Source organism: Streptomyces sp. Je 1-4 4N24, assembly GCF_026239515.1.
Taxonomy (GTDB): Bacteria; Actinomycetota; Actinomycetes; order Streptomycetales; family Streptomycetaceae; genus Streptomyces; species Streptomyces nigrescens.
This window is the reverse complement of record NZ_CP110836.1, coordinates 2,247,762-2,271,311: the sequence shown is the minus strand read 5'-3', so window position 1 is coordinate 2,271,311 and position 23,550 is coordinate 2,247,762. Positions and strand designations below refer to the sequence as shown.

Here is a 23,550-nt window from a genome sequence, read left to right as displayed (position 1 = left end):
ATGCGGGTCGCCGTCATCGGCGGCGGGCCGGGCGGGCTGTACGCAGCGGCCCTGCTCAAGCGCCTCGACCCCACCCGCGAGATCACCGTATGGGAGCGCAACGCACCCGATGACACCTTCGGCTTCGGCGTCGTGCTCTCCGACGAGACCCTCGGCGGCATCGAGCACGCCGACCCGGAGGTCTACCGCGCCCTCCAGGCGGAGTTCGTCCGCTGGGACGACATCGACATCGTCCACCGGGGCCGCACCCTGACCTCCGGCGGGCACGGCTTCGCGGCGCTCGGACGGCGCCGGCTGCTGGCCGTGCTCCACCGGCGCTGCCGCGACCTCGGCATCGAACTGCGCTTTCGCACCGAAGCCCCGCCGGCCGCCGAACTGGCGCGCGCGTACGACCTGGTGATCGCCGCCGACGGGGTGCACAGCACGACCCGCACCGCGCACGCCGACGCCTTCGGTCCGCAGCTGACCACCCACCGCTGCCGCTACATCTGGCTCGCCGCCGACTTCGCCTTCGACGCCTTCCGCTTCGAGATCGCGGAGACCGAGCACGGCGTCGTACAGCTCCACGCCTACCCCTTCGCCCGTCCGCAGCCCGGTCACGATCCCGCGGCACCGTCCGACGGGCCCGAGGGCTCCGCCGGCGCCAGCACGGTCATCGTCGAGATGCGCGAGGAGGTCTGGCGGTCGGCCGGACTCGACCGCTGCGACGAGCGCGAGTCGGCCGAATGGTGCGCCAAGGTCTTCACCGACGCCCTGCGCGGCCGGTCGCTGCGCGGCAACAGCTCCAGCTGGACCGCGTTCCGCACGGTCGTCAACGAGCGCTGGTCGCACGGCAACACGGTGCTGCTCGGCGATGCCGCGCACACCGCGCACTTCTCCATCGGCTCCGGCACCAAGCTCGCCGTCGAGGACGCCCTGGCGCTGGCGGCCTGTCTTCAGGAGCAGCCCGACACCGCCACCGCCCTGGCCGCGTACGAGGAGGAGCGCCGCCCCGTCGTCGCGTCCACCCAGCGTGCCGCCCGCGCCAGCCTCGCCTGGTTCGAGGAGCTGGCCACCTACCTCGACCAGCCGCCGCACCAGTTCGCCTTCAACCTCCTCACCCGCAGCCGCCGGGTCACCCATGACAATCTGCGGCTGCGCGACGCCGGATTCGTCACGGCCGTCGAGGACGAGGCGGGCACCCCGACCGGCACACCGCCCATGTTCACGCCGTTCCGGCTGGGCGGGCTGACCCTGCGCAACCGGGTCGTGGTCTCCCCGATGGACATGTACTCCGCCGCGGACGGCAACGGCACCCCGGGTGACTTCCACCTCGTCCACCTCGGCGCCCGCGCGATGGGCGGCGCCGGACTGGTGATGACGGAGATGGTGTGTGTCAGCCCCGAGGGGCGGATCACGCCCGGCTGTACGGGGCTGTACGCGCCGGAGCACGAGACGGCCTGGCGCCGGGTCACCGACTTCGTGCACACCTCCGCCCCCGGCACCGCCATCGGTGTCCAGCTCGGCCACTCCGGCCGCAAGGGCTCGACCCGGCTGATGTGGGACGGCATCGACCAGCCCCTCCCGCACGGCAACTGGCCCCTCGTGGCACCCTCCGCGCTGCCCTACCGCCCCGGCGTCAACCAGACCCCGCACGCCCTCACCGAGCCCGAACTCGCCATCGTCCGCGAGCAGTTCGTCCGAGCCGCCCGGTCCGCCGCCCGCGCCGGCTTCGACCTTCTCGAACTCCACTGCGCCCACGGCTATCTGCTCTCCGGATTCCTCTCGCCGCTCACCAACCACCGCACCGACGCCTACGGCGGCGATCTCACCGGCCGGCTGCGCTTCCCGCTGGAGGTCTTCGACGCGGTCCGCGCCGTCTGGCCGGCCGGGCGCCCGATGACGGTCCGTATCTCCGCGACCGACTGGGCGGACGGCGGCACCACCGCGGCGGATGCGGTGGCGATCGCGGAGGCCTTCGCCGAGCACGGTGCCGATGCCATCGATGTGTCCACCGGCCAGGTGGTGCCCGACGAGCGTCCCGACTTCGGCCGCTCCTACCAGACCCCGTTCGCCGACCGCATCCGCAACACCCTCGGGGTGCCGGTCATCGCGGTCGGCGCGATCTCCTCCTGGGACGACGTCAACTCCCTGGTGCTGGCCGGGCGGGCGGACCTGTGCGCGCTGGCCCGACCGCATCTGTACGACCCGCACTGGACGCTGCACGCCGCCGCCGAGCAGGGGTATGCGGGGCCGGGCGCACCCTGGCCGCTGCCCTACCAGGCGGGCAGCCGCACTCCGCCCACCGGGCGCACGGATGCGCCGAAGCCCCGCCTCACGCTGCAGTGACGGGGAGGCACGGGCAGCGGGGCGGGGCCGTTACGGAGCCGGTCCGAAAGGGGACGTCGGCGGGCCGGTGCGCTCCGGCAGGGAAACCGTCAGGGGACCGGCGGGCCGGCGCGGCGGCCGGTCAGAGGCCGGTCAGGGCGTCGGCACGCTGGTGATCTGGGCCGACACGACCGGCTGGCCGTGCTGTTCGACGGTGACCTCGACCTGCCGGCGGTCGTCGTCGCCCCGGCCGGTGGTCCGTGCCTGAACCCAGGACGGCGCATCGAGTTCGGCGTACCGCGAGAAGGAGCACTCGAATGAGACCGGCAGTGTGAAGCCGGGCGTCGTCGCCTGCGCGGCCTGCCGGGCGGCCTCGACCATCAGCATGCCGGGGGCGTGGTCCACGGGGTGGTCGAAGAGGACCGGGTGCGAGGTGTCCACCCGCAGCTGCCAGAGGTCGGGCCGGTCGGTGGGGGAGAGCACCACATCGCGGTCGTGTTCCCGGGCGACCAGCCGCGGGCTCACGGCCTCGGGCAGCGGCAGCGTCCGGGAGTTGGCGAGTGCCACATCGCTGTACTCGCCGCGCAGCCGGCGGTAGACGGCCGGGCTGTGACAGGAGTAGTCGAGCGTCGCGGAGGCCAGCTCGGCGCCGTCGCACATGATCCGGAACTCCTGGAGGGCGCTGACCAGCCGCTTGCCGCGGAAGACCATGTCGTGATCGCTGATGTGCAGTTCGACCTCGGCGGGCTGCTGCGCGGTGCGCAGCGCCTGCGGCGCGAGGTCGTAGCGGACCCGCTGCCAGATGATCGGGTGGTCGAGCGGCACACGGTGCACGACATGGCTCAGTAATATGCCGGCCTGCCGCATGGTCTCTATCAGCAGGATCGGGTCGTGCAGCCCGTGGAGCGGGCCGTAGAAGGTGTGGGCGCGCGGCCACTGGGCGCTGACCACCCAGCTGTCGGCCGGGCCGCGCCGCCAGTTCGTCAGGAACACCTCGGACACCGCGGTGCGGTGGACGTACTCGCGCGGCACGGTGGTGGTGAGCTCCGACGGTCGGTTTCCGTCAGCGGGCCGGCTTTCGATCTCGTGGTGCTGATCGCGCAAGTACGGCGTGAGCGTGGCGCTGGCCATGGGGGGTTCCTTTCTGAGGTGCGGCTCTCAGCGCCCTGACGGGCTGAGGCTTGGTGACGGCCCGAGCACTAAGATACGGACCATGTGGTTTGTTTTCCAGAGCCGGGAAAGAGCCGGCGGCTCTGCCAGGGCGGCGGCTCCGGCGTCAGACCGGGATCTTCACACAGCGGCCGTGCGGATCCAGATGGCTCAGCGCACCGGGCGACGCGAGCCCCGGAAGCGTGTGCTTCCACAGGGCCGTGACGCGCTCAGGGAGATCGGCGCGGTTGGTCGCGGCGCGGGAGAACAACTGCACGCCCATGTAGGCGGCGACGAAGAACTCGGCCGCCCGGTCCGGTGCCACACCGGGCAGTAATTCCCCGTTGTCCCGGGCCTCGGTGAACATCGTGGTGATGATGTCGGTCCAGGCCTGGTACGGCACCAGCGGATCCTCGCTGAAGGTCGTCTCCACCGCGATACGGGTGCCGGCCTGCAGCAACGGGTCGCTGCGCAGGGCCAGTGCCACCTGGTGGGTGAAGTCGATGGCGTCCTGCAGCCGGGACTCGCTGACCTGCGGCAGAAACGGATCGGTCTGCTCCGTTATGACCGCGCGAGCCAGTGCGTCCTTGGACGTGAAATGGAAGTACACCGCTCCCTTGGTGACCCCGGCGCGCTGGATGATCTCGGCCATCGTGGCGGCCTGGTACCCGCGGGTGCCGATGACATGAGCCGCTGCTTCGAGGACGGCGCGTCGGGTGCGCACTGCGCGTTCCTGCTTGACCACCGATCATCCTCCGTATGCTCTCTTGGAGTTGTTGTGCCTGAGTGCGACCCGCTGCCCGTGGCCGCGCAGTCTATTTCCGCATCATAAAGAAGCCAACCATGCGGTATTGAATTTGCGCCCGGTCCGGAGGCGGGCCCCGGCGGGTATGAACCGGCGTCGCCCTCCGGAGCGGTGCCATCGAGTGCTACGAGCGCGAGGAGCTGTCCGATGTCCCCCACCGTCGTCCCCGGCATACCTTCCCTGCACCGCGAGGTCCGGCTTGCCGCCCGGGCCGAAGGCGAGCTGACGGCACACCATTTCATGATCGCCGAGGTGCCGGTGCCGGAGCCGGAACCAGGACAGGTGCTGGTACGCAACCGCGTCATGGCGGTGACCGCGGCGATGCGGACGCAGATGACCGGAATCCGTCTGCCCATGGCCTCATTTGTGCCGGGTCAGGCGCTGTGGGGCTCGGCGGTCGGCGAGGTGGTGGCGGCGCCCGGAGGCGGATTCACCCCCGGCGAACTGGTCCAGCACCCCTACGGATGGCGGGAGTTCGCGGCGGTCGAGGAATCGCGGGTGCGGAGCCTCGCCGAGGATCCGCTGCCGACTCCGGCCGCGCATCTGTCGCAGGGGGCGACCGCCTGGGGTGCCTTGCGCCTGGCCGCCGAGGTCAGACCGGGGGACACCGTGTTCATCAGCGGCGCGGCGGGCGGCGTGGGCAGCCTGGCCGGACAGCTCGCACGGCGGCTGGGCGCCGGACGGGTCGTCGGCAGCACCGGCTCGGAGCGCAAAGCCGCGCGGCTGCGCGCCGAGTTGGGCTACGACGACACGGTCGTGCGCGGCGCCGGGCCGATCGAGCGGCAGCTGCGGCGGGCGGCGCCGGACGGTATCGATGTGCTGCTGGACACCGTGGGCGGCGAGCAGCTCACCGCGGCGCTCGCGGTGGCCCGGGCCGATGCGCGGTTCGCACTGGTCGGCGCGCTCTCCAGCCAGTTGGGCGGCAGCGGAGCCATCGCCCCGGTGGAGCTCGACCCGGGGCTGATCATCATGCGGCGGGTGGCACTGCGCGGCTTCGGGCTGCATGCGCATCCGGATCTGCCGCAGGAGTGGGCCAAGGAGTTCGGCCAGGGCCTGCGGGAGGGCTCGCTGGTCTTCCCGCACGCTCTTCTGAAGGGGATCCAGCAGGCACCGCGGGCGCTGAGTGAACTGACACAGGGGCGTCATATCGGGGCCGTGCTGGTCGAGTTGTGAGGCCGGGGCACGAGGACCGGGGCGGACCGGGAGTGCCGGGTCAGCCGGCCGCCGGGAGCTGCGCGGGAGTCGGCACCGCGGCCGGGATCCGGCCCGGTGCGGACGGCAGCAGCGCCCACAGGCCGACGATGGCTTCTTCGTCCCACCACGTCCCGTCCTCGCTGCCCAGATGCAGCAGGCCCACCACGATCGAGGTCAACAGCTGGGCCGTGCGCCGCGGTTCGGTGTCCGAGGCATGCGGACCGGCCGGGCCGCCGGTCCCGCAGGTCACCGCTTTGTCGAGAAACAGCGCGTACCAGCGCTGCTCCAGGGCGTAGATACCGAGCCCCGGCGCGGTCTCCGGCCGCAGCCGCAGTCCGGCGCGCAGTACGGCGTCCGACTCCACCCGTCCGAACAGCTCGACGGTGAAGTCCCGTACGGCGGTGGTCAGCGGCTGCGGGGAGCGGGTGAAGGCGTCCTCCAGCTCCTGGAGGGACTCCAGCGCGGCGTCCCGCACCGCGAGCGTGAGGTCGTCCTTGGAAGTGAAGTGGAAGTAGAGCGCCCCTTTGCTCAGCCGGGCCCGCCGGCTGATCTCGACCATGCCCGCTGCGGGAACCCCCTTCTCCAGGAAGGTCTCTGCGGCCGAGCGGATGAGTGCCTGGCGGCTCTGGATGGCGCGATGCTGGGTGGGCACGGTGTCCGTCCCGTCTCTAGTACGGCTGCGAGCTCATTGCAGTCTACATAGAAAACCAACCATGCGGTTCGATATGCTTCAGGGGATTGGCCGGAACTGGTGGGCCCTGACGTGAAGGCGGCGATCGGCCGCTCGTTCCGGCGCTCGGTGCCTCACGGGGGGCATGTGCCCCCAGTCTGGCTCCGCCGGGGGATGTTGTCGACCCGTCAGGGCTGACGAGGATGCATTGACAAACAGCGCAGGCGGTTTTTAAATCTCCGAAGGCGGTAAACGGGACGTTCCCTTCCGTGGCACCGCCTCGACGGTTGCGTACCGCCTTGGACGGCGGTGCGCCCTGGCGAGACCGCCGCTGCCGTTACCCGTCGTCGACCGCAGGCCGCCCCATCAGCCGAGCCAGCAACGCCACCAGAGCCCCTGCACCCCCCATCGCAATCCGGAAAGGTCTCCAGCCATGCGCGTAGCAACGGAAGTCGAACGTCCCGTGAGAGGTGTACGGGGCGCCGGAGGTGAGACGATCAGGGCCGCAGTCTTCGACCTGGACGGCACTCTCGCCAACACCCTCCCCGCGATCAGCAAGCTGCTGATCAAGGTGGCCGCGGAGCAGGGATGTTCGGTGACCGCCCGGCAGGCGGCCGCCGCCATCGGCAAGCCTCCCGGCCCCGCCTTCGGCCGGCTGCTGGGCAAGCCCGAGGACGACGGCCGGGTGCAGGCCGCCATCTCCCGCTACCGCGAACTGTTCGCCTACGAAGTGCTGTGCCTGGGGCCGCAGCTGCTCTTCCCCGGTGTGACCGCGGGACTGTCCGCGCTGCGCGCCCACGGGGTCGAGCTGGCCGTCGCCACGTCCAAGACCACCCGCAGCGCGGAGGCGCTGCTCGACGTCATGGGCATCCGTGACCTGGTCGGCCCGGTCATCGGCCAGGACATGGTCCGGCGCGGCAAACCGCATCCGGAGATGGTGCTGCGGGCGGCCGGCCGGCTCGGTGTCGCGGCCTGGCAGAGCGCGTATGTGGGGGACACCGTGGGGGACATGAGGATGGCGGTCACCGCGCGCATGGAGCCGGTCGCGGTGACCTACGGCGTCGGCACGTTCGGCGAGCTCGCCGCGGTCGCCGGCACCCGGATGTGCAGCTCCTTCAAGGACGTGGTCTCCGTGATCGCCGCCGCGCGGCCGCGCTCGGGCGTCACGGTGGGGGCCCAGCAGCGCCGTCGCTGAGGACGGTGGGCGGGGGTCGCTACGCCCCGGTCATCGCCTCGTGCGCGTAACGGGCCCCGGCGGCCCGGAGCGTGGTGTGCAGCCGGCTGAACACCTCGGCCGCGCGGCCGCCCGGCCAGTCCTCAGGCAGGAGGGGAGAGGGCAGTCCGGGATCCGCGTAGGGCAGATGGCGCCAGGCGTCCAGCGCCAGCAGATAGTCGCGGTAGGCCGCTTCGGGGGGAACCGAGCGGCGCCGCGACCACCGCTGGAGGACCGGCTCCTGCTCTGCGAGGAAGGCGCGGTGCTGTGCGGCGACGGCGTCCAGGTCCCACCAGCGCGCGACCGCGTCGGCCGTGGGGGCGAAGCCGGCGTGCGTACCGGTGAACAGATCGACGTACGGGTCCAGTTGCAGCCGCTCCAGGGTGTGCCGGGTCTCCTCGTAGAGCTGCGCGGGGGCGATCCACACACCTGGCGCGGCGGTGCCGAAACCGAGCCGGGCCAGCCGGGAGCGCAGCAGGTGCCGTTTGTGCCGTTCCTCCTCGGGGACGGAGAAGACGGCCAGCACCCAGCCGTCGGACAGCCGCGCGGCGGGCCGGCCGAAGATCCGCCGGTCGCCGTCCTCCAGCAGCTGGCGGGCCGCCTCGGACAGCCCGTACGCGGCGGCGCCGGAGGCCGTCCGCGCGGGGACCAGCAGCTCGCGCCGCTTGAGCCGGGAGACCGCGGAGCGCACCGACGGCGGATCGACCCCGAGCGCACCGAGCAGCCGGATCAGGGCGGCCACCGGCACCGGGGCGGCCGTCCCGCCCGGGGTGTCGGGTCCGCCGCGGCCGTAGGCGCCGTAGAACGTGACGATCAGGGACCGTGGGGTGCGCTGCGTTTGCTGGTCGTTCACCGGGTCACTCTAGATGGGGTCCCCGCAGCCGGAAGCGCTGGAGCTTGCCGGTCGGGGTGCGCGGCAGCGAGGTGTGGAAGACGATCTCGCGCGGGCATTTGTAGGGCGCGACGCGGGTCTTGGTGAAGGCGCGCAGCGCGGCGACGGTGTCGTCGCCCCGGGGGACGCCGGCCCGCAGCACGACATGGGCGACGACCACCTGCCCGCGGTCCTCGTCGGGCCGCCCGACCACCGCCGCCTCGGTCACATCGGGGTGCCGCAGCAGCGCGTCCTCGACCTCGGGTCCCGCGATGTTGTAGCCGGCCGAGATGATCATGTCGTCCGCGCGGGCCACATAGCGGAAGTAGCCGTCGGGCTCGCGGACATAGGTGTCGCCGGTGATGTTCCAGCCGTCCCGTACGTACTCCGTCTGCCGGGCGTCCGCGAGATAGCGGCAGCCGGTCGGCCCGCGGACGGCCAGCAGCCCCGGTGCGCCGTCCGGGAGCGGGGCGCCGTCCGCGCCCACCACCCGCGCCTGGAAGCCCGGGACCGGCAGCCCCGTCATCCCCGGCCGGATCGCCTCGTCGGCGGCCGAGATGAAGATGTGCAGCAGCTCGGTGGCGCCGATGCCGTTGATGATCCGCAGACCGGTCGCCTCGTGCCAGGACTGCCAGGTCGCGGCGGGCAGGTTCTCCCCGGCCGACACGCACCGGCGCAGCGAGGAGACATCGTGCCCGGCAAGCTTGGGCAGCATCGCGCGATAGGCGGTCGGCGCGGTGAACAGCACCGAGATCCGGTGCGCCGCGATATCGCCGAGCAGCTGCTCCGGCCCGCCCCAGTCGGCGAGGAAGGCCGAGGCGCCCGCCCGCAGCGGGAAGATGACCAGGCCGCCGAGGCCGAAGGTGAAGCCGAGCGGCGGACTGCCGGCGAACACGTCGTCCGGCTCCGGGCGCAGCACCTGCGCCGAGAAGGTGTCCGCGATGGCGAGCACATCGCGGTGGAAGTGCATACAGCCCTTGGGGCGCCCGGTGGTGCCCGAGGTGAAGGCGATCAGCGCGACATCGTCGGCGGAGGTCGCCACGGCCGGGTACGGCGCGCCGCCCGGCCGGGCGAGCCGCCGCAGATCGTCCGGTCCGTCCCCGCCGTAGGTGGTGATCCGCAGCCCCGGGACCTCGGCCTTGGCGAGATCGTCGACGGCCCGCACCTCGCACAGCGCATGCTGTACCTGCGCGATGGCACAGATCGTGGCGAGCTCCTCGGGGCGCTGGGCGGCCAGGACCGTCACCGCGACCGCCCCCGCCTTCATCACGGCGAGCCAGCAGGCGGCCAGCCAGGGTGTGGTGGGGCCGCGCAGCAGGACGCGGTTGCCCGGCAGCACCCCCAGCCGGTCGGTGAGGGCATGGGCGATGGCGTCCACCTGAGCGCGCAGCTGCCCGTACGTCCAGACCGGTCCGCTCGCGTCGCGGACCGCGGGCCGGTCGGCGCCGAGCCGCTCGATGGTGCCGTCCAGCAGCTCGGCGCCGCAGTTCAGCCGGTCGGGATAGCCCAGATCGGTGAGGTGCGGCCACTGGTCGGGGGGCGGCAGCCGGTCGCGCGCGAAGGTGTCGGTGTGGGCCGAGGACCGTAGCTCCATGACGGGTGCCCCCTAGGGCGTGTCCGGTGGGCCGGGGGTGGCCGACGGGCGGCCGGGAGAGGAATGGGGGAGTGTGGAGGCCGGTGCGGAAACCGGTCGGGGACTGCTCGGTTGGCTGCTCTTCTGCGGTTCATCTGCGGTCGAGGACTGCCGTTCGGATCCTTCGTCAGCGTAACGTGTTCGTGACGGCAGTCAACAGACCGCGATAGAGGACCGCTACCAGGGAGCCGCCTCGTGACCGTATTCGCGCTGGGACCGGACGAGGAGCAATGGTGCGCCGAACTGCGCGCGCTGACCGCCGAACGGCTGAGCCCGCTGGCGGAGAAGGGCGAGGAGGGCCGGGTCAACCGCCCGCTGGTCGCCGCTCTGGGCGAACTGGGCCTGCTGCGCCGTCTGTTCCCCGCCGAGGGCGCGCTGCGCGCCCTGGACCTGTGTCTGCTGCGGGAGTCCCTCGCCCAGGAGTGCACGGAGGCGGAGACCGCACTGGCGCTGCAGGGTCTGGGCGCCTATCCGGTGGTGCAGTCCGGGACCGCGGCCCAGCGCGAACGCTGGCTTCCGGAGGTGGCCGCCGGCCGCGCGGTCGCGTCCTTCGCGCTGAGCGAGCCGGGCGCGGGCTCGGACGCCGCCGCGCTGTCGCTGGCCGCCGAGCCGGACGGCCCGGACGGCTGGCGGCTCACCGGTGAGAAGTGCTGGATCTCCAACGCCCCCGAGGCCGACTTCGCCACCGTCTTCGCCCGGACGGGCGGCGCGGCGGGAGCGCGCGGGGTCACCGCCTTCCTCGTCCCCGCCGACCGTCCCGGCCTGACCGGCGCGCACCTGGACATGCTCAGCCCGCATCCGATCGGCACACTGGTGTTCGATGGCACGCCTGTGACCAGGGCGGATGTGCTGGGCGAGGTGGACGGCGGATTCGCCGTCGCGATGGCCACCCTGAATCTCTTCCGGCCGAGCGTCGGCGCCTTCGCGGTCGGTATGGCGCAGGCCGCGCTGGACGCGGCGCTGACGCACGCGGGCGCGCGCACCGCGTTCGGCGGCCCCCTCAAGGACCTCCAGTCCGTCGGCCACCAGCTCGCCGAGATGGCCACCCGGGTCGAGTCCGCGCGCCTCCTGGTCTACGCGGCGGCCTCCGCGTACGACACCGGGGCCCCGGACCTCGCCCGCCGCTCGGCCATGGCCAAGCTGCTGGCGACCGAGACCGCCCAGTACGTCGTCGATGCCGCCGTGCAGATCCACGGCGCCCGCGCGCTGCGCCGTGGCCATCTGCTGGAGCACCTCTACCGTGAGGTCCGCGCGCCGCGCATCTATGAGGGCGCCACGGAGGTGCAGCGCTCGATCATCGCCAAGGAGCTCTACCGGGCGCGGCCTTGAACTCCGCGCCCGTGCCGGCCCGTTGGGTGCCTCAGATGTTCGACTTCCAGACCTGGCCCAGCTTGCACTTGCCGGACTTCGGTCCCTGGTCGTTGGGGTTCTTGATGAAGGTGCCGGAGACCGAGGCGGGCCGGGTCTGGCCGGCGGGCACACCGCTGACGGAGATCTGCGCCGAGCCGAAGGTGGCGCCGGTCTCGTCGGTGAACTGGACGGTGCCGTTGTAGGACGCCGTGCTCCCGGAGTTTCCGTTGGTCACGCTCAGCTTGGCGCTGAGTGTGCCGGCCGCGCTGTCGACCTGGCAGTCGGTGATGCGGATGTCCGACTCGGGCGGCGTGGTGGACCCGGCGGTCGGCGAACCGCCCGTGGTGGTGCCGCTGCTGCTGGTGGTGCTCCCGGAGCTGCTGTAGCCGCCGTCGCTGCTGCTGTAGCCGCCGCTGGAGCTGCTGCTGGAGCTGGAGCTGCTGCCGCAGCCCCCGCCGTGCGAATGCCGGGCGCCGGTCAGCGCGACGACCACCAGTGCGCATGCGGCGACAGCGCGGACATGGCGAAACTGCATAGCTTTTTCTCCCCCGTGATGACGGCCGCCCCTGTGGACGGCCGCTGTGTGCGCGTACCCATACGCGCAACCGATTGGTGACGCGCGCTCGCCCGGTGTTCTTGACGAGCGCGCGTCAGGCTAGCAAGCGCGGGCACGGACGCCGAATTCCGGCCGACGGGCGAGGGCCGTGGCCGGATGTCACGCTGACTGCAGAGAGGATCCGCGAAGGGAATCGCCATGATCACTACTGACTTCGTTCCCGGCTCCCCGTGCTGGCTCGATCTGGGCGCCCCGGATGTCGAGGTCGCAACGGCCTTCTACCGGGCCGTGTTCGGCTGGCAGGCCGAACCGCACGGCGGCCGGGAAACGGGCGGATACACCCTCTTCCGGCTGGACGGCAGGGCCGTCGGCGCGGTCGGCCCGCTCACCGAGGACGGCGCCCGCTCCGCCTGGACGGTCTACTTCCACACCCCCGACGCGCATGCCACGGTCCAGGCCGTGGAGCGGGCGGGCGGGACGGTCCGCGTGGCGCCGGTGGTGGCCGGTGCGGGCGACGGGCGGTTCGCCCAGCTCACGGACCCGCAGGGGGCGGAGTTCGCCGTCTGGGAACCGGCCTCGTACCCAGGCATCGAGGCCGCCGACGGGACGGGCTCACTGGTCTGGACCGAGCTCTACACCACCGATCCGGCCGCCGCGCAGACCTTCTACAAGGCCGTCTTCGACTGGAGCACCCAGGACATGCCGCTCCCCGGCGGCGGTGGCACCTACACCCTGCTGACGCCCGCGGGCTGCGGCGAGGAGCGGATGCACGGCGGCCTCATGGGCGTCCCGGCGGATCTGCTCGGCCCCGGAGGGAAGCCGTACTGGCACCCGGTGTTCGGCTCCCGGGACTGCGACGCCACCGTCGGCCTGGCGACGGGCAACGGCGGCACCCTCTCGATGGGCCCGGAGACCGCCGAGGGCGTCGGCCGCCTCGCCGTCTGCACGGACCCGTCGGGCGCGGAGTTCGTGGTGCTCACGCCGGAGGGCACGCTGTGAGCGCGCCTCCCCCGGCGTGACAACCGCCCGCTGCCCGGGGCGCTCCCGTCCATCGCCCTGCCGCCCCGCCGCCCGGAGGCGCCGGGGGAGCGGGTGCGAAGCAGGTCGTTCCCGTTTCCGGTCTGTTTGTCGCACCCCCCGCTTACACTGACTGCTCCAAGTCTGAGCAGGGGGCGGGATGAAGAACGGTGCCGGCAAGCTGACCCTCGATCTGGCGGGTGCGCCGGACACCGATGTGGAGGAACTCCGCTCGCTCGCCGAGCAGTTGCGCCGCGCCCTGCTGGAACTCGACGTCGAGGACGTGCAGTTCGCCCGCGGGGGCGCAGCTGCTCCCGAGGGCGCCAAACCCGGCGAGGCCATCGCGGCGGGAGTGCTCGTCGTCACCGCCGCCCCGTTGCTCGTCCGCCAGGTGCTCCAGCTGGTCGACACCTGGCTGCGCCACCGCCCGCTCCGCAGCGTAAAGGTGGAACTCGACGGTGACACCATCGAGTTGGGGCATGCCTCCGCCGAAGACCAGCGGCGTCTGATCGACGCGTTCGTCAGTGCGAGTGCCCGGCGGGCCGGCACCCCCTCGTCCGGGGAGTGAGCCGGTGTCCGGTTCCCGAGCCGGCCGCAGGGACGCACTGCTGATCGCCACCGGCAGGTACGAGAGCCCGGCGCTGAAACCGCTGCGCTCGCCACGCCAGGACTGCGAGGGCCTGGCCGCGGTCCTCCGCGATCCCGGCATCGGATGCTTCACCGTCGAACAGCTCGTGGACGCCAAGTCGTACGAGGTCAAGCGCGCACTGGAGCAGTTCTTCCGCAACCGCGGCCGGGAAGATCTGCTGCTGCTCCATCTGTCGTGCCACGGCCTCAAGGACGACGAGGGCCGTCTGTACTTCGCCACCCAGGACACCGACAAGGACTTACCGGCTTCCACGGCGGTCCCGGCCGCCTTCCTGCACGATCAGATGGCACGCTGCCGGGCCCGGACCATCGTCGTGCTGCTCGACTGCTGCTACAGCGGTGCGTTCCTCCCCGGCGCGAAGGGCGACGACTACGTCCAGGTGAAGGAGGAGCTGGCCGGGCACGGCCGCGCCATCCTCACCGCGACCAACCGCACGGAGTACGCCTGGGAGGGCGACCATCTGGCGGCCGCCGCACCGCAGCCCTCCCGCTTCACCGGTGCGCTGATCGAGGGCCTGCGCAGCGGCGACGCGGACGCCGACCAGGACGGCCGGATCACGGTCACCGAGCTGTACGACTACGTCTACGAGTACCTGCACCACGCCGGCGCGCGCCAGCGCCCCCGGATGTGGGCCGATCTGGAGTACCGGGTCGTCCTCGCCCGGACACCCGTCCGTACGGCCCCTGCGGCGCCCGCCGGGTCGGCCGCACCCGATCCGGCCCCTGCTACCGCTCCCGCTCCCGCTCCCGCGGCTCCGTCGCCGTCGGCGGAGAGCGCGCCCGGGAACACCCCCACCGCGGTCCGGGAGCAGACGGCGCCTCCGCAGCAGGGCTTCTTCGCCCGGCTCAAGGACGCCTTCAACGGCGCGGACACCGGCACCGGCCGCTCCTCCGTCCCGCGCCAGCTCGCCCGTCGTGGCCAGGACGCCCTGATCCGGATGGAGTTCCCGCTGGCCGAGACGGCGCTGGGCACGGACAAGGACATCGAGGTCGATACCGCGGCGGTCTGTGACCGGTGCCGGGGCGCGGGCGCCGCCGTGGGCACACCGGTGTACCCCTGCCATTCCTGCTCCGGCCTGGGGACCTCCGGACCGGGGCCGACGGGCGGCAGCTCTCTCCAGTGCTCCACCTGCGACGGGAGCGGGGTGCGCATTCCGTCGCCGTGCGCCCTGTGCGCGGGCACCGGACGGGTGCCCGTACGGCGGACACTCACCGTCCGGATCCCGGGAGGTGTCGACGACGGCACCCGCATCCGGTTCGCCGGGGAGAGCGAGGTGGGGCCGGGCGGCGGCCCGCCCGGCGACCTCTACCTAGAGGTCATCGAACTCCCGCACCCGGAGCTGGTGCGCCGGGGCGACGAGCTGCACCTCACCCGGCGCATCCCGCACGCGCTCGCGCACAGCGGCGGCACGATCGAGGTGACCACGCTCGACGGCCCGAAGTCCGTCCGGATCCCCGCCGGACTGCGCTCGGGGCAGACGTTGCGGCTCGTCGCGCACGGCACGATGCATCTGCGCGGGGGCGGCCGCGGGGATCTGCTGCTCCATCTCGATGTTGGCGAGGACGAGGACGGGGACGGTGACGAGGACGGGGACGAGGGCGAAGGCGGGGGCGAGGGCGGGGCTGAGGGCGCGGCCTGAGCTGAGAAGTGACTGCGCTTCAGTAGTGGCTGCCGGTTCCTGCGGGGGCGTCGGCACAGCGGCAAGGGGCGTTGTCAGTGGTCCATGTGACGATCGCTCGAGTACGGCCGGTGTACGCGCAGCGACCATCGGCCCGGCCGCAGCTCGCGAAGGGAACCACCCGTGAACCACACCACCCGCTTCGCGCTCCGCCTCGCGCTGAGCCTCGCCGATCCGGCCACCGCCGAGGGGCTCGCCGAGCGGCTGCGCCCGGAGCTGCCGGCCGTTCTCGCGGACCGGTTCGGGCTCCCGAAGGAGATGATCGAGGAGCTGTTGGGCGGGGACGCCGCGCAGATGCGGGCCGCGCTGTTCATCGAGCCCGGGGAATGGCTCCTGGGGGCGGCCGAGCTCGGCGATCCGGCGGTCGGCCGGGCGCTGTGGTACGCGGTGTTCCGCGACGACGAGGACGACCGCAGGCGCGCGATGAACCACGTCCCCGGCCTGCCGGCGGCGCTCCTGGACGCCGCCGACCTCACGGATCCGCGCTGGTACGAGGACGACGGCCTGTTCCCGGTCCTCTGCAACGAGCGCGTCGGCTCCTCGCTCGTCCCCCTGCTCACCAGCGGATTCCCCGGGGTGAACGTCGTCGGCCTCGCCCTGTTCGGCGTGCATCTGCCCCCGCCGGTGGTCGTGGACGCCTGCATCGGCCTCCTGGAGCTCTGGGGCAGCACCGAACCGTTCACCCAGCTCCTGGAGCTGGCCGAGGAGATCCCGGCTCTGGAATCCGGGCATCCATGGCTGTCGGAGCTGCTGCGGCAGGCCATCGACGCCCCCGACCCGGAGTCCCTCCTGAGGGCGCACCGGCCCGAAGGGGAGTGGGCCGACCCCGAGCACCTGCGCGCGATGCTGGAGCTCCGCTACGGTGACGGCCCCGCGGTGCGGCCCGACGGCCTCGACTGGGACCTGATCCGGCGCGAGCACGAACGACTGCCCTTGGGAAAGGCACCCGGGCACTCCGGCAACTACGGCCCGGGGCTGCTCCGGCTCACCCGGTGGGAGGGCTGCCCCGCCGACCTGGTGAGGGAGAGCTTCCGCCACAACGCCTATCAGACCGCCTGGCAGGCCGCCGACCTCCCCTTCGAGTTCCTCGCGGAAGCCGCGGCGGACGACATCCCGCTGAGCCACGTCCTCAAGCGCGGCATCGGCGAGGGCCGGCTGTCCCCGCACCGGGTCCTGACCGAGCTGACGCCGGCGGCGGACATCCTGCGCGCGCTGCCGTACGACCACGAACCGACCCGCAAGGCCGTCGCCGATCTCGTGGCCCCGCTCGGTGCGGACCCCGTCAACTGGCTGACGTACTACGACCGGATGCGGCGCTTCCCCCGCAACAGCGTCGCCGCCCTGGTCGCGGACGTCACCGGCCCGGCCTCCCGCAAAAAGCGCTGCACCAGCTGGCCACGGCCGCGGAAGGCGCAGTTCCCGCCGGGCCACACCCCCGAGGAGTCCCGGGCGGCGTTCCTCGGGATGCTCGAATGCGCCCCGGAGGAGGTCCAGATCGCCGTCGTCCCGTCCCTCGATCCGCTGGCCGTCCAGCAATTCCTCCTGGAGGGGAATCCGTCCCCCGCGGTCCGCGACGCGGTGGCCGCCGCCCACGGCCTTCCCGCCCAGTTGGCGATGGCCGCCGGAGCTGTCCGAGAGGAGAAGCTGGAGTACCTCCTCGATCTCGACGAACCGGCGGTGGACGCCCAGCTGTTCCGCGACCACTTCCTCGACCGGTCCGAACGCGCGCGGCTGCTCGCCGGGCGGCTGCGCGGCGGCGGCATCCGCCCGGTGTCCGGGGAACTGCTCGCCGAGCTCGACGGCTTGGTCATCAGCCAGGACCGCGACATGCTGCTGGCCGGCCTGGAATCCGGCGATCTGAATGTGGCCCGCCGGATCCTCGACAGGCTGCGCCTCTATCTTCCGGCTGGCCGGCTGCGGCTGCTGAGCGCCGTATGGGAGCGCGGCGGGCCGGACGCCGTACGGGAGATCCTGGCCATGAACCGCCTCCCGGTCACCCTCCGCCGCTGGACCGAGAAACTGCTGGACGTCCCCGACGGTCTGGAGCGGCTGCGGGCCCGGCTCGCCGAGGAAGCGGCGCCGGAGCGGCTGGCGGCGTATCTCACCAGGCCGGGCGACCGGCCCGACATACGGCTGAACCGGCTTCTCAGCGAGGGCATGGAGCTGCCCTGGCCGGCCCTGGTGACGGCGCACCGCGCCGGCCCGCTCTCCGCGGACCTGGTGACCACCCTCGTGACGGAGCGCCCGGACTGCCCGCGTGAACTGCTGCTGGCGGGGCTGGCCAATGCCCCCGAGCGATGGGGAAGCTGGATCGAGGCCGCCCTGCGGAACGGATCGCTCACCCTGGAGGATCTCCTTGACCACACGGCCCCCGCCGAGGCGGCCCTCGACCTCCTGCACCGCTACCGCTACGGGCACCCCGACGACCGGTTCCCCGACGAGATGTGGCGGCCCGTGCGGGAGCGGGCCGCGGCGCTCGTCCGGGAACATCTGGGCACGGACGTCGAAGCCTGGTCCGTCTTCCTCCGGCTGCTCCCGACGTTCGTCGGCACCCTGCCCGAACTCGCCGCAACGGCCGGGGCAGTCACCCGTGTTCCGGCCTGAGCGGCGACTGCCGGCTCCTGACGGGACGCCCGCGGGGGGAGGACCAACGGGGAGCACCATCGCAGGAGGAGCTGCGCCGGGACGGCCCCGTGACGGGGTGCGGAGCATTTCGGTCCCCCTCTGCTCCGCACCCCGTTCCACAGCAGCCGCGCGGGTCCCTCGGCCCGGCGGCGGACCGGGGCCCCTCAGCCCCGGTGGTAGGTGTGGAACCCCCGGCCCGTCTTGCGGCCCAGCAGGCCCGCCTCCACCATGCGCTGGAGCAGCGGGGGCGGCGCGTAAAGGGGTTCCTTGAACTCGTCGTACAGGGACCGGGCGATCGAGGCGACGGTGTCCAGGCCGATCAGGTCCGCGAGCTTCAGCGGTCCCATGGGGTGGGCGCAGCCGAGCTCCATACCCGCGTCGACGTCGGCGGCGGAGGCGAAGCCGGACTCCGTCATCCGCACGGCCGACAGCAGATACGGGATGAGCAGGGCGTTGACGACGAAGCCCGCCCGGTCCTGCGAGCGGATGACGCTCTTGCCGAGGCTCCGGGTGGCGAAGTCCTCGACGGCCGTGACCGTCCCGGGCGCCGTGTGGAGGGAGGTCACGACCTCCACCAGCGGCAGCACGGGCACGGGGTTGAAGAAGTGCAGGCCGACGACCCGGTCGGCGCGCCGCGTCGCCATCCCCAGGCGCATCACGGGGAGGGAGGAGGTGTTCGACGCGAGGACGGCACCGGGATCCTCGACGATCTTGTCGAGCGCGGTGAAGATCTCGGTCTTGGCGTCCGCGTTCTCCACGACGGCCTCGACGACGAGCTGCCGGTCGGCGAGGCCGTCGAGACCGGCGGTGAAGACCGTCCGCGCGAGGGCGTCCTGCGCCGCGTCCCGCTCCAGCTTTCCGTGCCGTACCGCGCGGTCCAGCGAGGCCGCCACCCGTTCCTCTGCGGCGCGGGCGGCCATGGCGTCCACCTCGCACACGACGGTGTCCAGTCCGGCCCGTGCGCACACCTCGGCGATACCGGCGCCCATCTGGCCACCGCCCACCACCCCGACGCGCTGGATGCTCCCGCTCATGACCGCGCCTCCGTGTGCCGGACCAGGTGACGGGTGTAGGCGTCGGGCGTGAAGAAGGCCGGCAACTCACGTGCCAGTGCGGTCCGTTCGAACAGCGCCCGCACCGCGTCGACATCTGCCCAGGGGTACTCGGCACCCAGGGCGGCGCTCTCCTCGTCGAGCATCCGCAGCACCGTCTCCCGGTCGACCACGCGGTGCCGCAGCCACTGCCAGATCTGCGCACGGGCGATCTCGGCGGTTGCCGCGTCCTCCATCAGGCCGTAGAGGGCGACGGCCCCGCTGCCGCGCAGCCAGGCGTCGAAGTAGCGCAGCGCGACCGCAATGTTGGTGCGCAGCCCCTCCGGTGTGGGCGGACCGCTGATCCGGCGCACCGACAGCAGGTCAGCGGCGGTCACCTCCACATCGTCGCGGGTCCGCTCGATCTGGTGCGGCCGGTCCCCGAGGACGCCGTCGAAGACCTCACGGCAGACGGGGACGAGTCCGGGGTGGGCGACCCAGGAGCCGTCGAAGCCGTCCTCCGCCTCACGCTCCTTGTCCAGCCGGACCGTGGCCGGCGCCGCCTCATGGGCGGCCCGGTCCGTGCCGGGCACCTGCGCGGCCATACCGCCGATCGCATGGGCGCCGCGCCGGTGGCAGGTGCGCACCAGCAGTTCGGTGTACGCCCGCAGGAACGGGGCGGTCATCGTCACCTTGGCCCGGTCCGGCAACAGGAAGTCCGTACGGTGCCCGAAGGTCTTGATCAGGCTGAACAGGTAGTCCCAGCGGCCGGCGTTGAGCCCGGCGCTGTGCTCGCGCAGCTCGTAGAGGATCTCGTCCATCTCGACGGCGGCGGTGATCGTCTCGATGAGTACGGTGGCGCGGACGGTGCCGCGGGGGATGCCGAGCAGTTCCTGGGCGAGGACGAACACATCGTTCCACAGGCGGGCCTCGCCCCGGTTCTCCAGCTTCGGGAGGTAGAAGTAGGGCCCGTGGCCGGCGTCGATCTGGCGCTGTGCGCAGTGGAAGAAGTAGAGGCCGAAGTCCACGAGGGAGGCGGGCACGGGACGGCCTTCGAACTCCAGGTGTTCCTCGGTCAGGTGCCAGCCGCGGGGCCGGACCATGACGGTGGCGAGCCGGTCGCCCAGCCGGTACTCCTTGCCCGCCCCGGTGGTGAAGTCGATCCGGCGCTCGATGGCGTCGAGCAGGTTGAGCTGACCGCCGACGATGTGCTCCCAGGTGGGGGAGGTGGCGTCCTCGAAGTCGGCCATCCACACATGCGCCCCGGAGTTGAGGGCGTTGACGGTCATACGGCGGTCCGGCGGGCCGGTGATCTCGACACGGCGGTCGGTCAGGCCCGGAGCCGGGGCCGCCACGCGCCAGGACCGGTCCGCGCGGAGGGCGGAGGTGGTGAGGCGGAAGTCGAGCGGGGAGCCGGCCGCGAGACGGATCGCCTGGCGGCGGCGCTCCCGCAGGACGTCCAGGCGACGCTCGCCGAAGGCGGCGGCCAGGTGGCCGACGAAGTCCAGGGCCGCGGGCGTGAGGATCTCCTCGTGGCGGTCGCCCGGCGCCGCGAGGACCCGGACGCGGTGTGTCAGTGCGCTGGTGGACATCAGGTTCTCCTGATCGGGAAGCGGAGCGAGGGCCGGCCGGAGACGGTCGCCCGGCCCTCGCTCGGTCACGGGCCGGAACGGCAGGCGCCCGGGGGCGGCTCAGGGGGAGACGTTCCCTAGTGGAACTGCTCCTCTTCGGTGGAGCCGGTCAGCGCGGTGGTGGAGGAGGCGGGGTTGAGGGCGGTGGAGACCTGGTCGAAGTAGCCGGTGCCGACCTCGCGCTGATGCTTGACGGCGGTGAAGCCGTGCTCCTGGGCGGCGAACTCCCGCTCCTGCAGGTCGACATAGGCGGTCATACCGTGCTCGGCATAGCCGCGGGCCAGGTCGAACATGCCGTGGTTGAGGGAGTGGAAGCCGGCCAGGGTGATGAACTGGAAGCGGTAGCCCATCGCGGCCAGCTCCCGCTGGAACTTGGCGATCTGGTCGTCGTCCAGCGCGGCCTTCCAGTTGAAGGACGGCGAGCAGTTGTACGCCAGCATCTGGTCCGGGTACCGGGCGTGGATCGCCTCGGCGAACTCCCGGGCCTGCGCCAGGTCCGGGGTGCCGGTCTCGACCCAGATCAGGTCGGCGTACGGGGCGTAGGCCAGGCCCCGGGCGATGACGGGCGCCATGCCGTTACGGACCCGGTAGAAACCCTCCGCCGTGCGCTCGCCGGTGACGAACTCGGCGTCCCGCTCGTCGATGTCGCTGGTCAGCAGGTTCGCCGCGAGGGCGTCCGTACGGGCCACGATCACGGTGGGCACATCGGCGATGTCGGCGGCGAGACGGGCCGCGTTGAGGGTGCGGATGTGCTGGCCGGTGGGCACCAGCACCTTGCCGCCGAGGTGGCCGCACTTCTTCTCCGAGGCGAGCTGGTCCTCGTAGTGGATGCCCGCGGCACCGGCCGCGATCATGGCCTTGGTCAGCTCGAAGGCGTTGAGCGGACCGCCGAAACCGGCCTCCGCGTCGGCGACGATCGGGGCGAGCCAGTCGGTGGTGTCGTGGCCGCCCTCGGCGGTGGCGATCTGGTCGGCGCGCAGCAGCGCGTTGTTGATCCGGCGCACCACCTGCGGAACGGAGTTGGCCGGGTACAGGCTCTGGTCGGGGTAGGTGTGGCCGGCCTGGTTGGCGTCGGCGGCGACCTGCCAGCCGGAGAGGTAGATGGCCTGCAGCCCGGCCTTGACCTGCTGCACCGCCTGCCCGCCGGTCAGCGCGCCCAGCGCGTGGATGTAGTCCCGCTCGTGCAGTTGCCGCCACAGCCGCTCGGCACCGCGCCGGGCCAGGGTGTGCTCCTCGCGGACGCTGCCGGAGAGCCGTACCACCTCCTCGGCGCTGTAGGTGCGCTCGATGCCCTGCCACCGGGGATCGGTGGCCCAGCGCTGCGCGAGCTCCTCGGCCGCCGTCGTCCTTGCCTCTGCCATGGTCGTCACCGTCTCCTCGGTTGTCCGGTCTGCCAATGTCCCCGCTGCCCGCGAAAGGGAATGGCACTGGATGTCCTGTCTGGGGTGCGGCCCGCCGTCCCGCCGCTGGGTGGAGCTGAGCAATGCCGCCGGTCAGCCTGCTGCCGTTGCCGGGATCTCCGACGTCAGGGCCGTGAATCGGACCCGGTGAGGCGAGTTGGCCGCAGCGGTCCGGCGGGCCGCACAGGAACTCTGACACCGGCACTGAGTGCCAACAACCATGGCCAGGTGCCAACTTCTGCGAATCTTCATGGCCGCAGTTGCCAACTTTGCGAAGGGTGCTGCGACGCGTGGTTCGCGTACGCTGACGACCGTCCCGGACTACGGAGGTGCGCGGTGAGCAAGACCTACGCGGGAGCGCGGCTGCGAAGGCTGCGCGAGGAGCGCCGGATGAGCCAGGCCGAGCTGGCCCGGGTCCTGGGCATCTCACCCAGCTATCTGAACCAGATGGAGCACGACTCCCGCCCGCTCACCGTGCCGGTCCTGCTGCGGCTGACCGAAGCCTTCGGCGTCGACCCCGGCTTCTTCTCGGAGCGCGACACGACCCGCCTGGTGGCGGATCTGCGCGAGGCACTGGCCACGGAGCTCACCGAAGCCCGGGTGTCCCCGGCCGACCTCGCGGAACTCTCCGCACGGATGCCCGCGGTCGCCAAGGTCCTGCTCGACCTGGGCCGCCGCAACCAACTCCTGGCCGAACGGCTCGCCGACGCCGCCGACGGCCGCGACGCCGGACAGGAGGCACCCCGCTCACCGCACGAAGAGATCCGGGACTTCTTCTACCGCCGCCAGAACTACCTGCACGACACCGACCTCGCGGCGGAGCACCTGGCCGAGGAGATCGGCATCCGGCCCGGCGAGGTCGTACGGGCCCTCACGGCGCGCCTCGCCGACGGCCACGGCGTGCGCCTGGCCGCCCGGACCGGCAACCACCTGCACCACTACGACGAAGCGTCCCGCACGCTCCACCTCTCCGGCCGCCTCCGCCCCGGACAGCGCGCGTTCCGCATGGCGACCCAGCTCGCCCTGCTCGAATACGGCGACGAACTGGACCGCCAGGCAGCCCAGGACTTCCCGGCCGGCTCACCCACCCACGCCCTGGCCCGCATCGGCATCGCCAACTACTTCGCCGCCGCGCTGATCCTGCCCTACCGCCCCTTCCGCGAGGCGGCCGAAGAGGCGCGCTACGACATCGAACGCCTCACCGACCGCTACGGCCTGGGCTACGAGACCGTCTGCCACCGCCTGAGCACCCTCCAGCGGCCCCGCCTGCGCGGTGTGCCGTTCTCCTTCGTCCGGGTCGACCGGGCCGGCAACATGTCCAAGCGGCAGTCCGCGACCGGATTCCACTTCTCCCGCGCCGGGGGCACCTGCCCGCTCTGGAACGTCTACGAAGCCTTCGCCGCACCCGGCCGCATCCATGTCCAGATCGCCGAAATGCCGGACGGACAGCGCTACTTGTGGACGGCCCGCGCGCTCACCCGCCACCGAGGCGGCTGGGGCGAACCGGGCAAGACCTTCGCCATCGGCCTCGGCTGCGAAATCCGCCACGCCGCCCGCCTGGTCTACTCCGACGGCCTCGACCTCGACAGCGCCTCCGCCGCCACACCCATCGGCATGGGCTGCCGGGTCTGCGAACGCCTCGACTGCCCCCAGCGCGCCGCCCCGCCCCTGGGCCGCCCCCTGAAGATCGACCAGAACAGCGGCACCTTCATCCCGTATCCGGTGGCAGACCACTCCGCATGACCGCCTGACCGGCCCCTCCTCCCACGAC

General features: G+C 72.3%; 18 protein-coding genes. 9 read left to right on the top strand and 9 right to left on the bottom strand.

The window, feature by feature from the left end; genetic code table 11:
- A complete protein-coding gene (locus tag SLV14N_RS09630; protein WP_263273087.1) occupies positions 1 to 2,328 on the top strand; it encodes a bifunctional salicylyl-CoA 5-hydroxylase/oxidoreductase in 2,328 nt (775 codons plus the stop codon).
- 132 nt (positions 2,329 to 2,460) lie between these two features.
- Here the strand turns inward: SLV14N_RS09630 and SLV14N_RS09625 are convergent, their stop codons facing one another.
- On the bottom strand, positions 2,461 to 3,438 hold the full coding sequence (locus tag SLV14N_RS09625; protein WP_208680584.1) for a ScbA/BarX family gamma-butyrolactone biosynthesis protein: 978 nt from the start codon (positions 3,436 to 3,438) through the stop codon (positions 2,461 to 2,463).
- 145 nt (positions 3,439 to 3,583) lie between these two features.
- Complete coding sequence (locus tag SLV14N_RS09620) at positions 3,584 to 4,180, bottom strand: ScbR family autoregulator-binding transcription factor (RefSeq protein ID WP_259670209.1); 597 nt, start codon at positions 4,178 to 4,180, stop codon at positions 3,584 to 3,586.
- 228 nt (positions 4,181 to 4,408) lie between these two features.
- Between SLV14N_RS09620 and SLV14N_RS09615 the strand changes: the two genes are divergently transcribed.
- Complete coding sequence (locus SLV14N_RS09615) at positions 4,409 to 5,434, top strand: NADP-dependent oxidoreductase (RefSeq protein WP_263269039.1); 1,026 nt, start codon at positions 4,409 to 4,411, stop codon at positions 5,432 to 5,434.
- 40 nt (positions 5,435 to 5,474) lie between these two features.
- On the opposite strand, the gene SLV14N_RS09610 is transcribed toward SLV14N_RS09615, so the two are convergent.
- Complete coding sequence (locus SLV14N_RS09610) at positions 5,475 to 6,107, bottom strand: TetR/AcrR family transcriptional regulator (RefSeq protein WP_208680581.1); 633 nt, start codon at positions 6,105 to 6,107, stop codon at positions 5,475 to 5,477.
- Positions 6,108 to 6,558: 451 nt separating this feature from the next.
- On the opposite strand from SLV14N_RS09610, the gene SLV14N_RS09605 reads away from it, so the two are divergent.
- Complete coding sequence (locus SLV14N_RS09605; RefSeq protein WP_208680580.1) at positions 6,559 to 7,320, top strand: HAD family hydrolase; 762 nt, start codon at positions 6,559 to 6,561, stop codon at positions 7,318 to 7,320.
- A gap of 19 nt (positions 7,321 to 7,339) precedes the next feature.
- On the opposite strand, the gene SLV14N_RS09600 is transcribed toward SLV14N_RS09605, so the two are convergent.
- Both SLV14N_RS09600 and SLV14N_RS09595 read right to left on the bottom strand, forming a co-directional pair.
- Positions 7,340 to 8,191: a PaaX family transcriptional regulator C-terminal domain-containing protein gene (locus SLV14N_RS09600; protein ID WP_263269038.1), complete on the bottom strand. Its 852-nt coding sequence runs from the start codon at positions 8,189 to 8,191 to the stop codon at positions 7,340 to 7,342.
- Positions 8,192 to 8,195: 4 nt separating this feature from the next.
- The gene (locus SLV14N_RS09595) at positions 8,196 to 9,803 is read right to left on the bottom strand and encodes an AMP-binding protein (protein WP_208680578.1); all 1,608 of its coding nucleotides are present in this window, start codon (positions 9,801 to 9,803) and stop codon (positions 8,196 to 8,198) included.
- A gap of 234 nt (positions 9,804 to 10,037) precedes the next feature.
- On the opposite strand from SLV14N_RS09595, the gene SLV14N_RS09590 reads away from it, so the two are divergent.
- The gene (locus tag SLV14N_RS09590) at positions 10,038 to 11,171 is read left to right on the top strand and encodes an acyl-CoA dehydrogenase family protein (protein WP_208680577.1); all 1,134 of its coding nucleotides are present in this window, start codon (positions 10,038 to 10,040) and stop codon (positions 11,169 to 11,171) included.
- Positions 11,172 to 11,202: 31 nt separating this feature from the next.
- Here the strand turns inward: SLV14N_RS09590 and SLV14N_RS09585 are convergent, their stop codons facing one another.
- Positions 11,203 to 11,727: a hypothetical protein gene (locus SLV14N_RS09585; RefSeq protein WP_208680576.1), complete on the bottom strand. Its 525-nt coding sequence runs from the start codon at positions 11,725 to 11,727 to the stop codon at positions 11,203 to 11,205.
- Positions 11,728 to 11,946: 219 nt separating this feature from the next.
- Here SLV14N_RS09585 and SLV14N_RS09580 point away from each other — a divergent pair, with 219 nt between their 5' ends.
- The 4 genes from SLV14N_RS09580 (at position 11,947) to SLV14N_RS09565 (ending at position 17,696) form a co-directional block, all read left to right on the top strand.
- Entirely contained in the window at positions 11,947 to 12,747 is an 801-nt protein-coding gene (locus tag SLV14N_RS09580; protein WP_208680575.1) for a VOC family protein, read from the top strand.
- Positions 12,748 to 12,925: 178 nt separating this feature from the next.
- Entirely contained in the window at positions 12,926 to 13,333 is a 408-nt protein-coding gene (locus SLV14N_RS09575; protein ID WP_208680574.1) for a hypothetical protein, read from the top strand.
- A 4-nt stretch (positions 13,334 to 13,337) separates the two neighbouring features.
- Complete coding sequence (locus SLV14N_RS09570) at positions 13,338 to 15,053, top strand: DnaJ C-terminal domain-containing protein (protein WP_263269037.1); 1,716 nt, start codon at positions 13,338 to 13,340, stop codon at positions 15,051 to 15,053.
- Between the two features lie 162 nt (positions 15,054 to 15,215).
- Entirely contained in the window at positions 15,216 to 17,696 is a 2,481-nt protein-coding gene (locus tag SLV14N_RS09565) for a hypothetical protein (protein ID WP_263269036.1), read from the top strand.
- 185 nt (positions 17,697 to 17,881) lie between these two features.
- On the opposite strand, the gene SLV14N_RS09560 is transcribed toward SLV14N_RS09565, so the two are convergent.
- The 3 genes from SLV14N_RS09560 to aceA form a co-directional block, all read right to left on the bottom strand.
- Positions 17,882 to 18,751, bottom strand: a complete 870-nt coding sequence (locus SLV14N_RS09560) for a 3-hydroxybutyryl-CoA dehydrogenase (RefSeq protein WP_208680571.1) — start codon at positions 18,749 to 18,751, stop codon at positions 17,882 to 17,884.
- Positions 18,748 to 20,340 carry a malate synthase A gene (gene aceB / locus SLV14N_RS09555; RefSeq protein WP_263269035.1) on the bottom strand — a complete coding sequence of 531 codons (1,593 nt, stop codon included), beginning with the start codon at positions 20,338 to 20,340 and terminating at the stop codon, positions 18,748 to 18,750. The genes SLV14N_RS09560 and aceB overlap by 4 nt, the downstream gene beginning before the upstream one ends.
- 116 nt (positions 20,341 to 20,456) lie before the next feature.
- A complete protein-coding gene (gene aceA, locus SLV14N_RS09550) occupies positions 20,457 to 21,740 on the bottom strand; it encodes an isocitrate lyase (RefSeq protein ID WP_263269034.1) in 1,284 nt (427 codons plus the stop codon).
- A 375-nt stretch (positions 21,741 to 22,115) separates the two neighbouring features.
- Here aceA and SLV14N_RS09545 point away from each other — a divergent pair, with 375 nt between their 5' ends.
- Complete coding sequence (locus SLV14N_RS09545; protein WP_263269033.1) at positions 22,116 to 23,522, top strand: short-chain fatty acyl-CoA regulator family protein; 1,407 nt, start codon at positions 22,116 to 22,118, stop codon at positions 23,520 to 23,522.
- Positions 23,523 to 23,550 lie beyond the last annotated feature (28 nt).

Excerpts from the sequence above, each read along its gene's own strand:
- SLV14N_RS09630 (WP_263273087.1), top strand. The coding sequence starts at position 1 with ATGCGGGTCGCCGTCATCGGCGGCGGGCCGGGCGGGCTGTACGCAGCG.
- SLV14N_RS09625 (WP_208680584.1), bottom strand. The coding sequence starts at position 3,438 with ATGGCCAGCGCCACGCTCACGCCGTACTTGCGCGATCAGCACCACGAG.
- SLV14N_RS09615 (WP_263269039.1), top strand. The coding sequence starts at position 4,409 with ATGTCCCCCACCGTCGTCCCCGGCATACCTTCCCTGCACCGCGAGGTC.
- SLV14N_RS09605 (WP_208680580.1), top strand. The coding sequence starts at position 6,559 with ATGCGCGTAGCAACGGAAGTCGAACGTCCCGTGAGAGGTGTACGGGGC.
- SLV14N_RS09595 (WP_208680578.1), bottom strand. The coding sequence starts at position 9,803 with ATGGAGCTACGGTCCTCGGCCCACACCGACACCTTCGCGCGCGACCGG.
- SLV14N_RS09585 (WP_208680576.1), bottom strand. The coding sequence starts at position 11,727 with ATGCAGTTTCGCCATGTCCGCGCTGTCGCCGCATGCGCACTGGTGGTC.
- SLV14N_RS09580 (WP_208680575.1), top strand. The coding sequence starts at position 11,947 with ATGATCACTACTGACTTCGTTCCCGGCTCCCCGTGCTGGCTCGATCTG.
- SLV14N_RS09575 (WP_208680574.1), top strand. The coding sequence starts at position 12,926 with ATGAAGAACGGTGCCGGCAAGCTGACCCTCGATCTGGCGGGTGCGCCG.
- SLV14N_RS09560 (WP_208680571.1), bottom strand. The coding sequence starts at position 18,751 with ATGAGCGGGAGCATCCAGCGCGTCGGGGTGGTGGGCGGTGGCCAGATG.
- aceB (WP_263269035.1), bottom strand. The coding sequence starts at position 20,340 with ATGTCCACCAGCGCACTGACACACCGCGTCCGGGTCCTCGCGGCGCCG.
- aceA (WP_263269034.1), bottom strand. The coding sequence starts at position 21,740 with ATGGCAGAGGCAAGGACGACGGCGGCCGAGGAGCTCGCGCAGCGCTGG.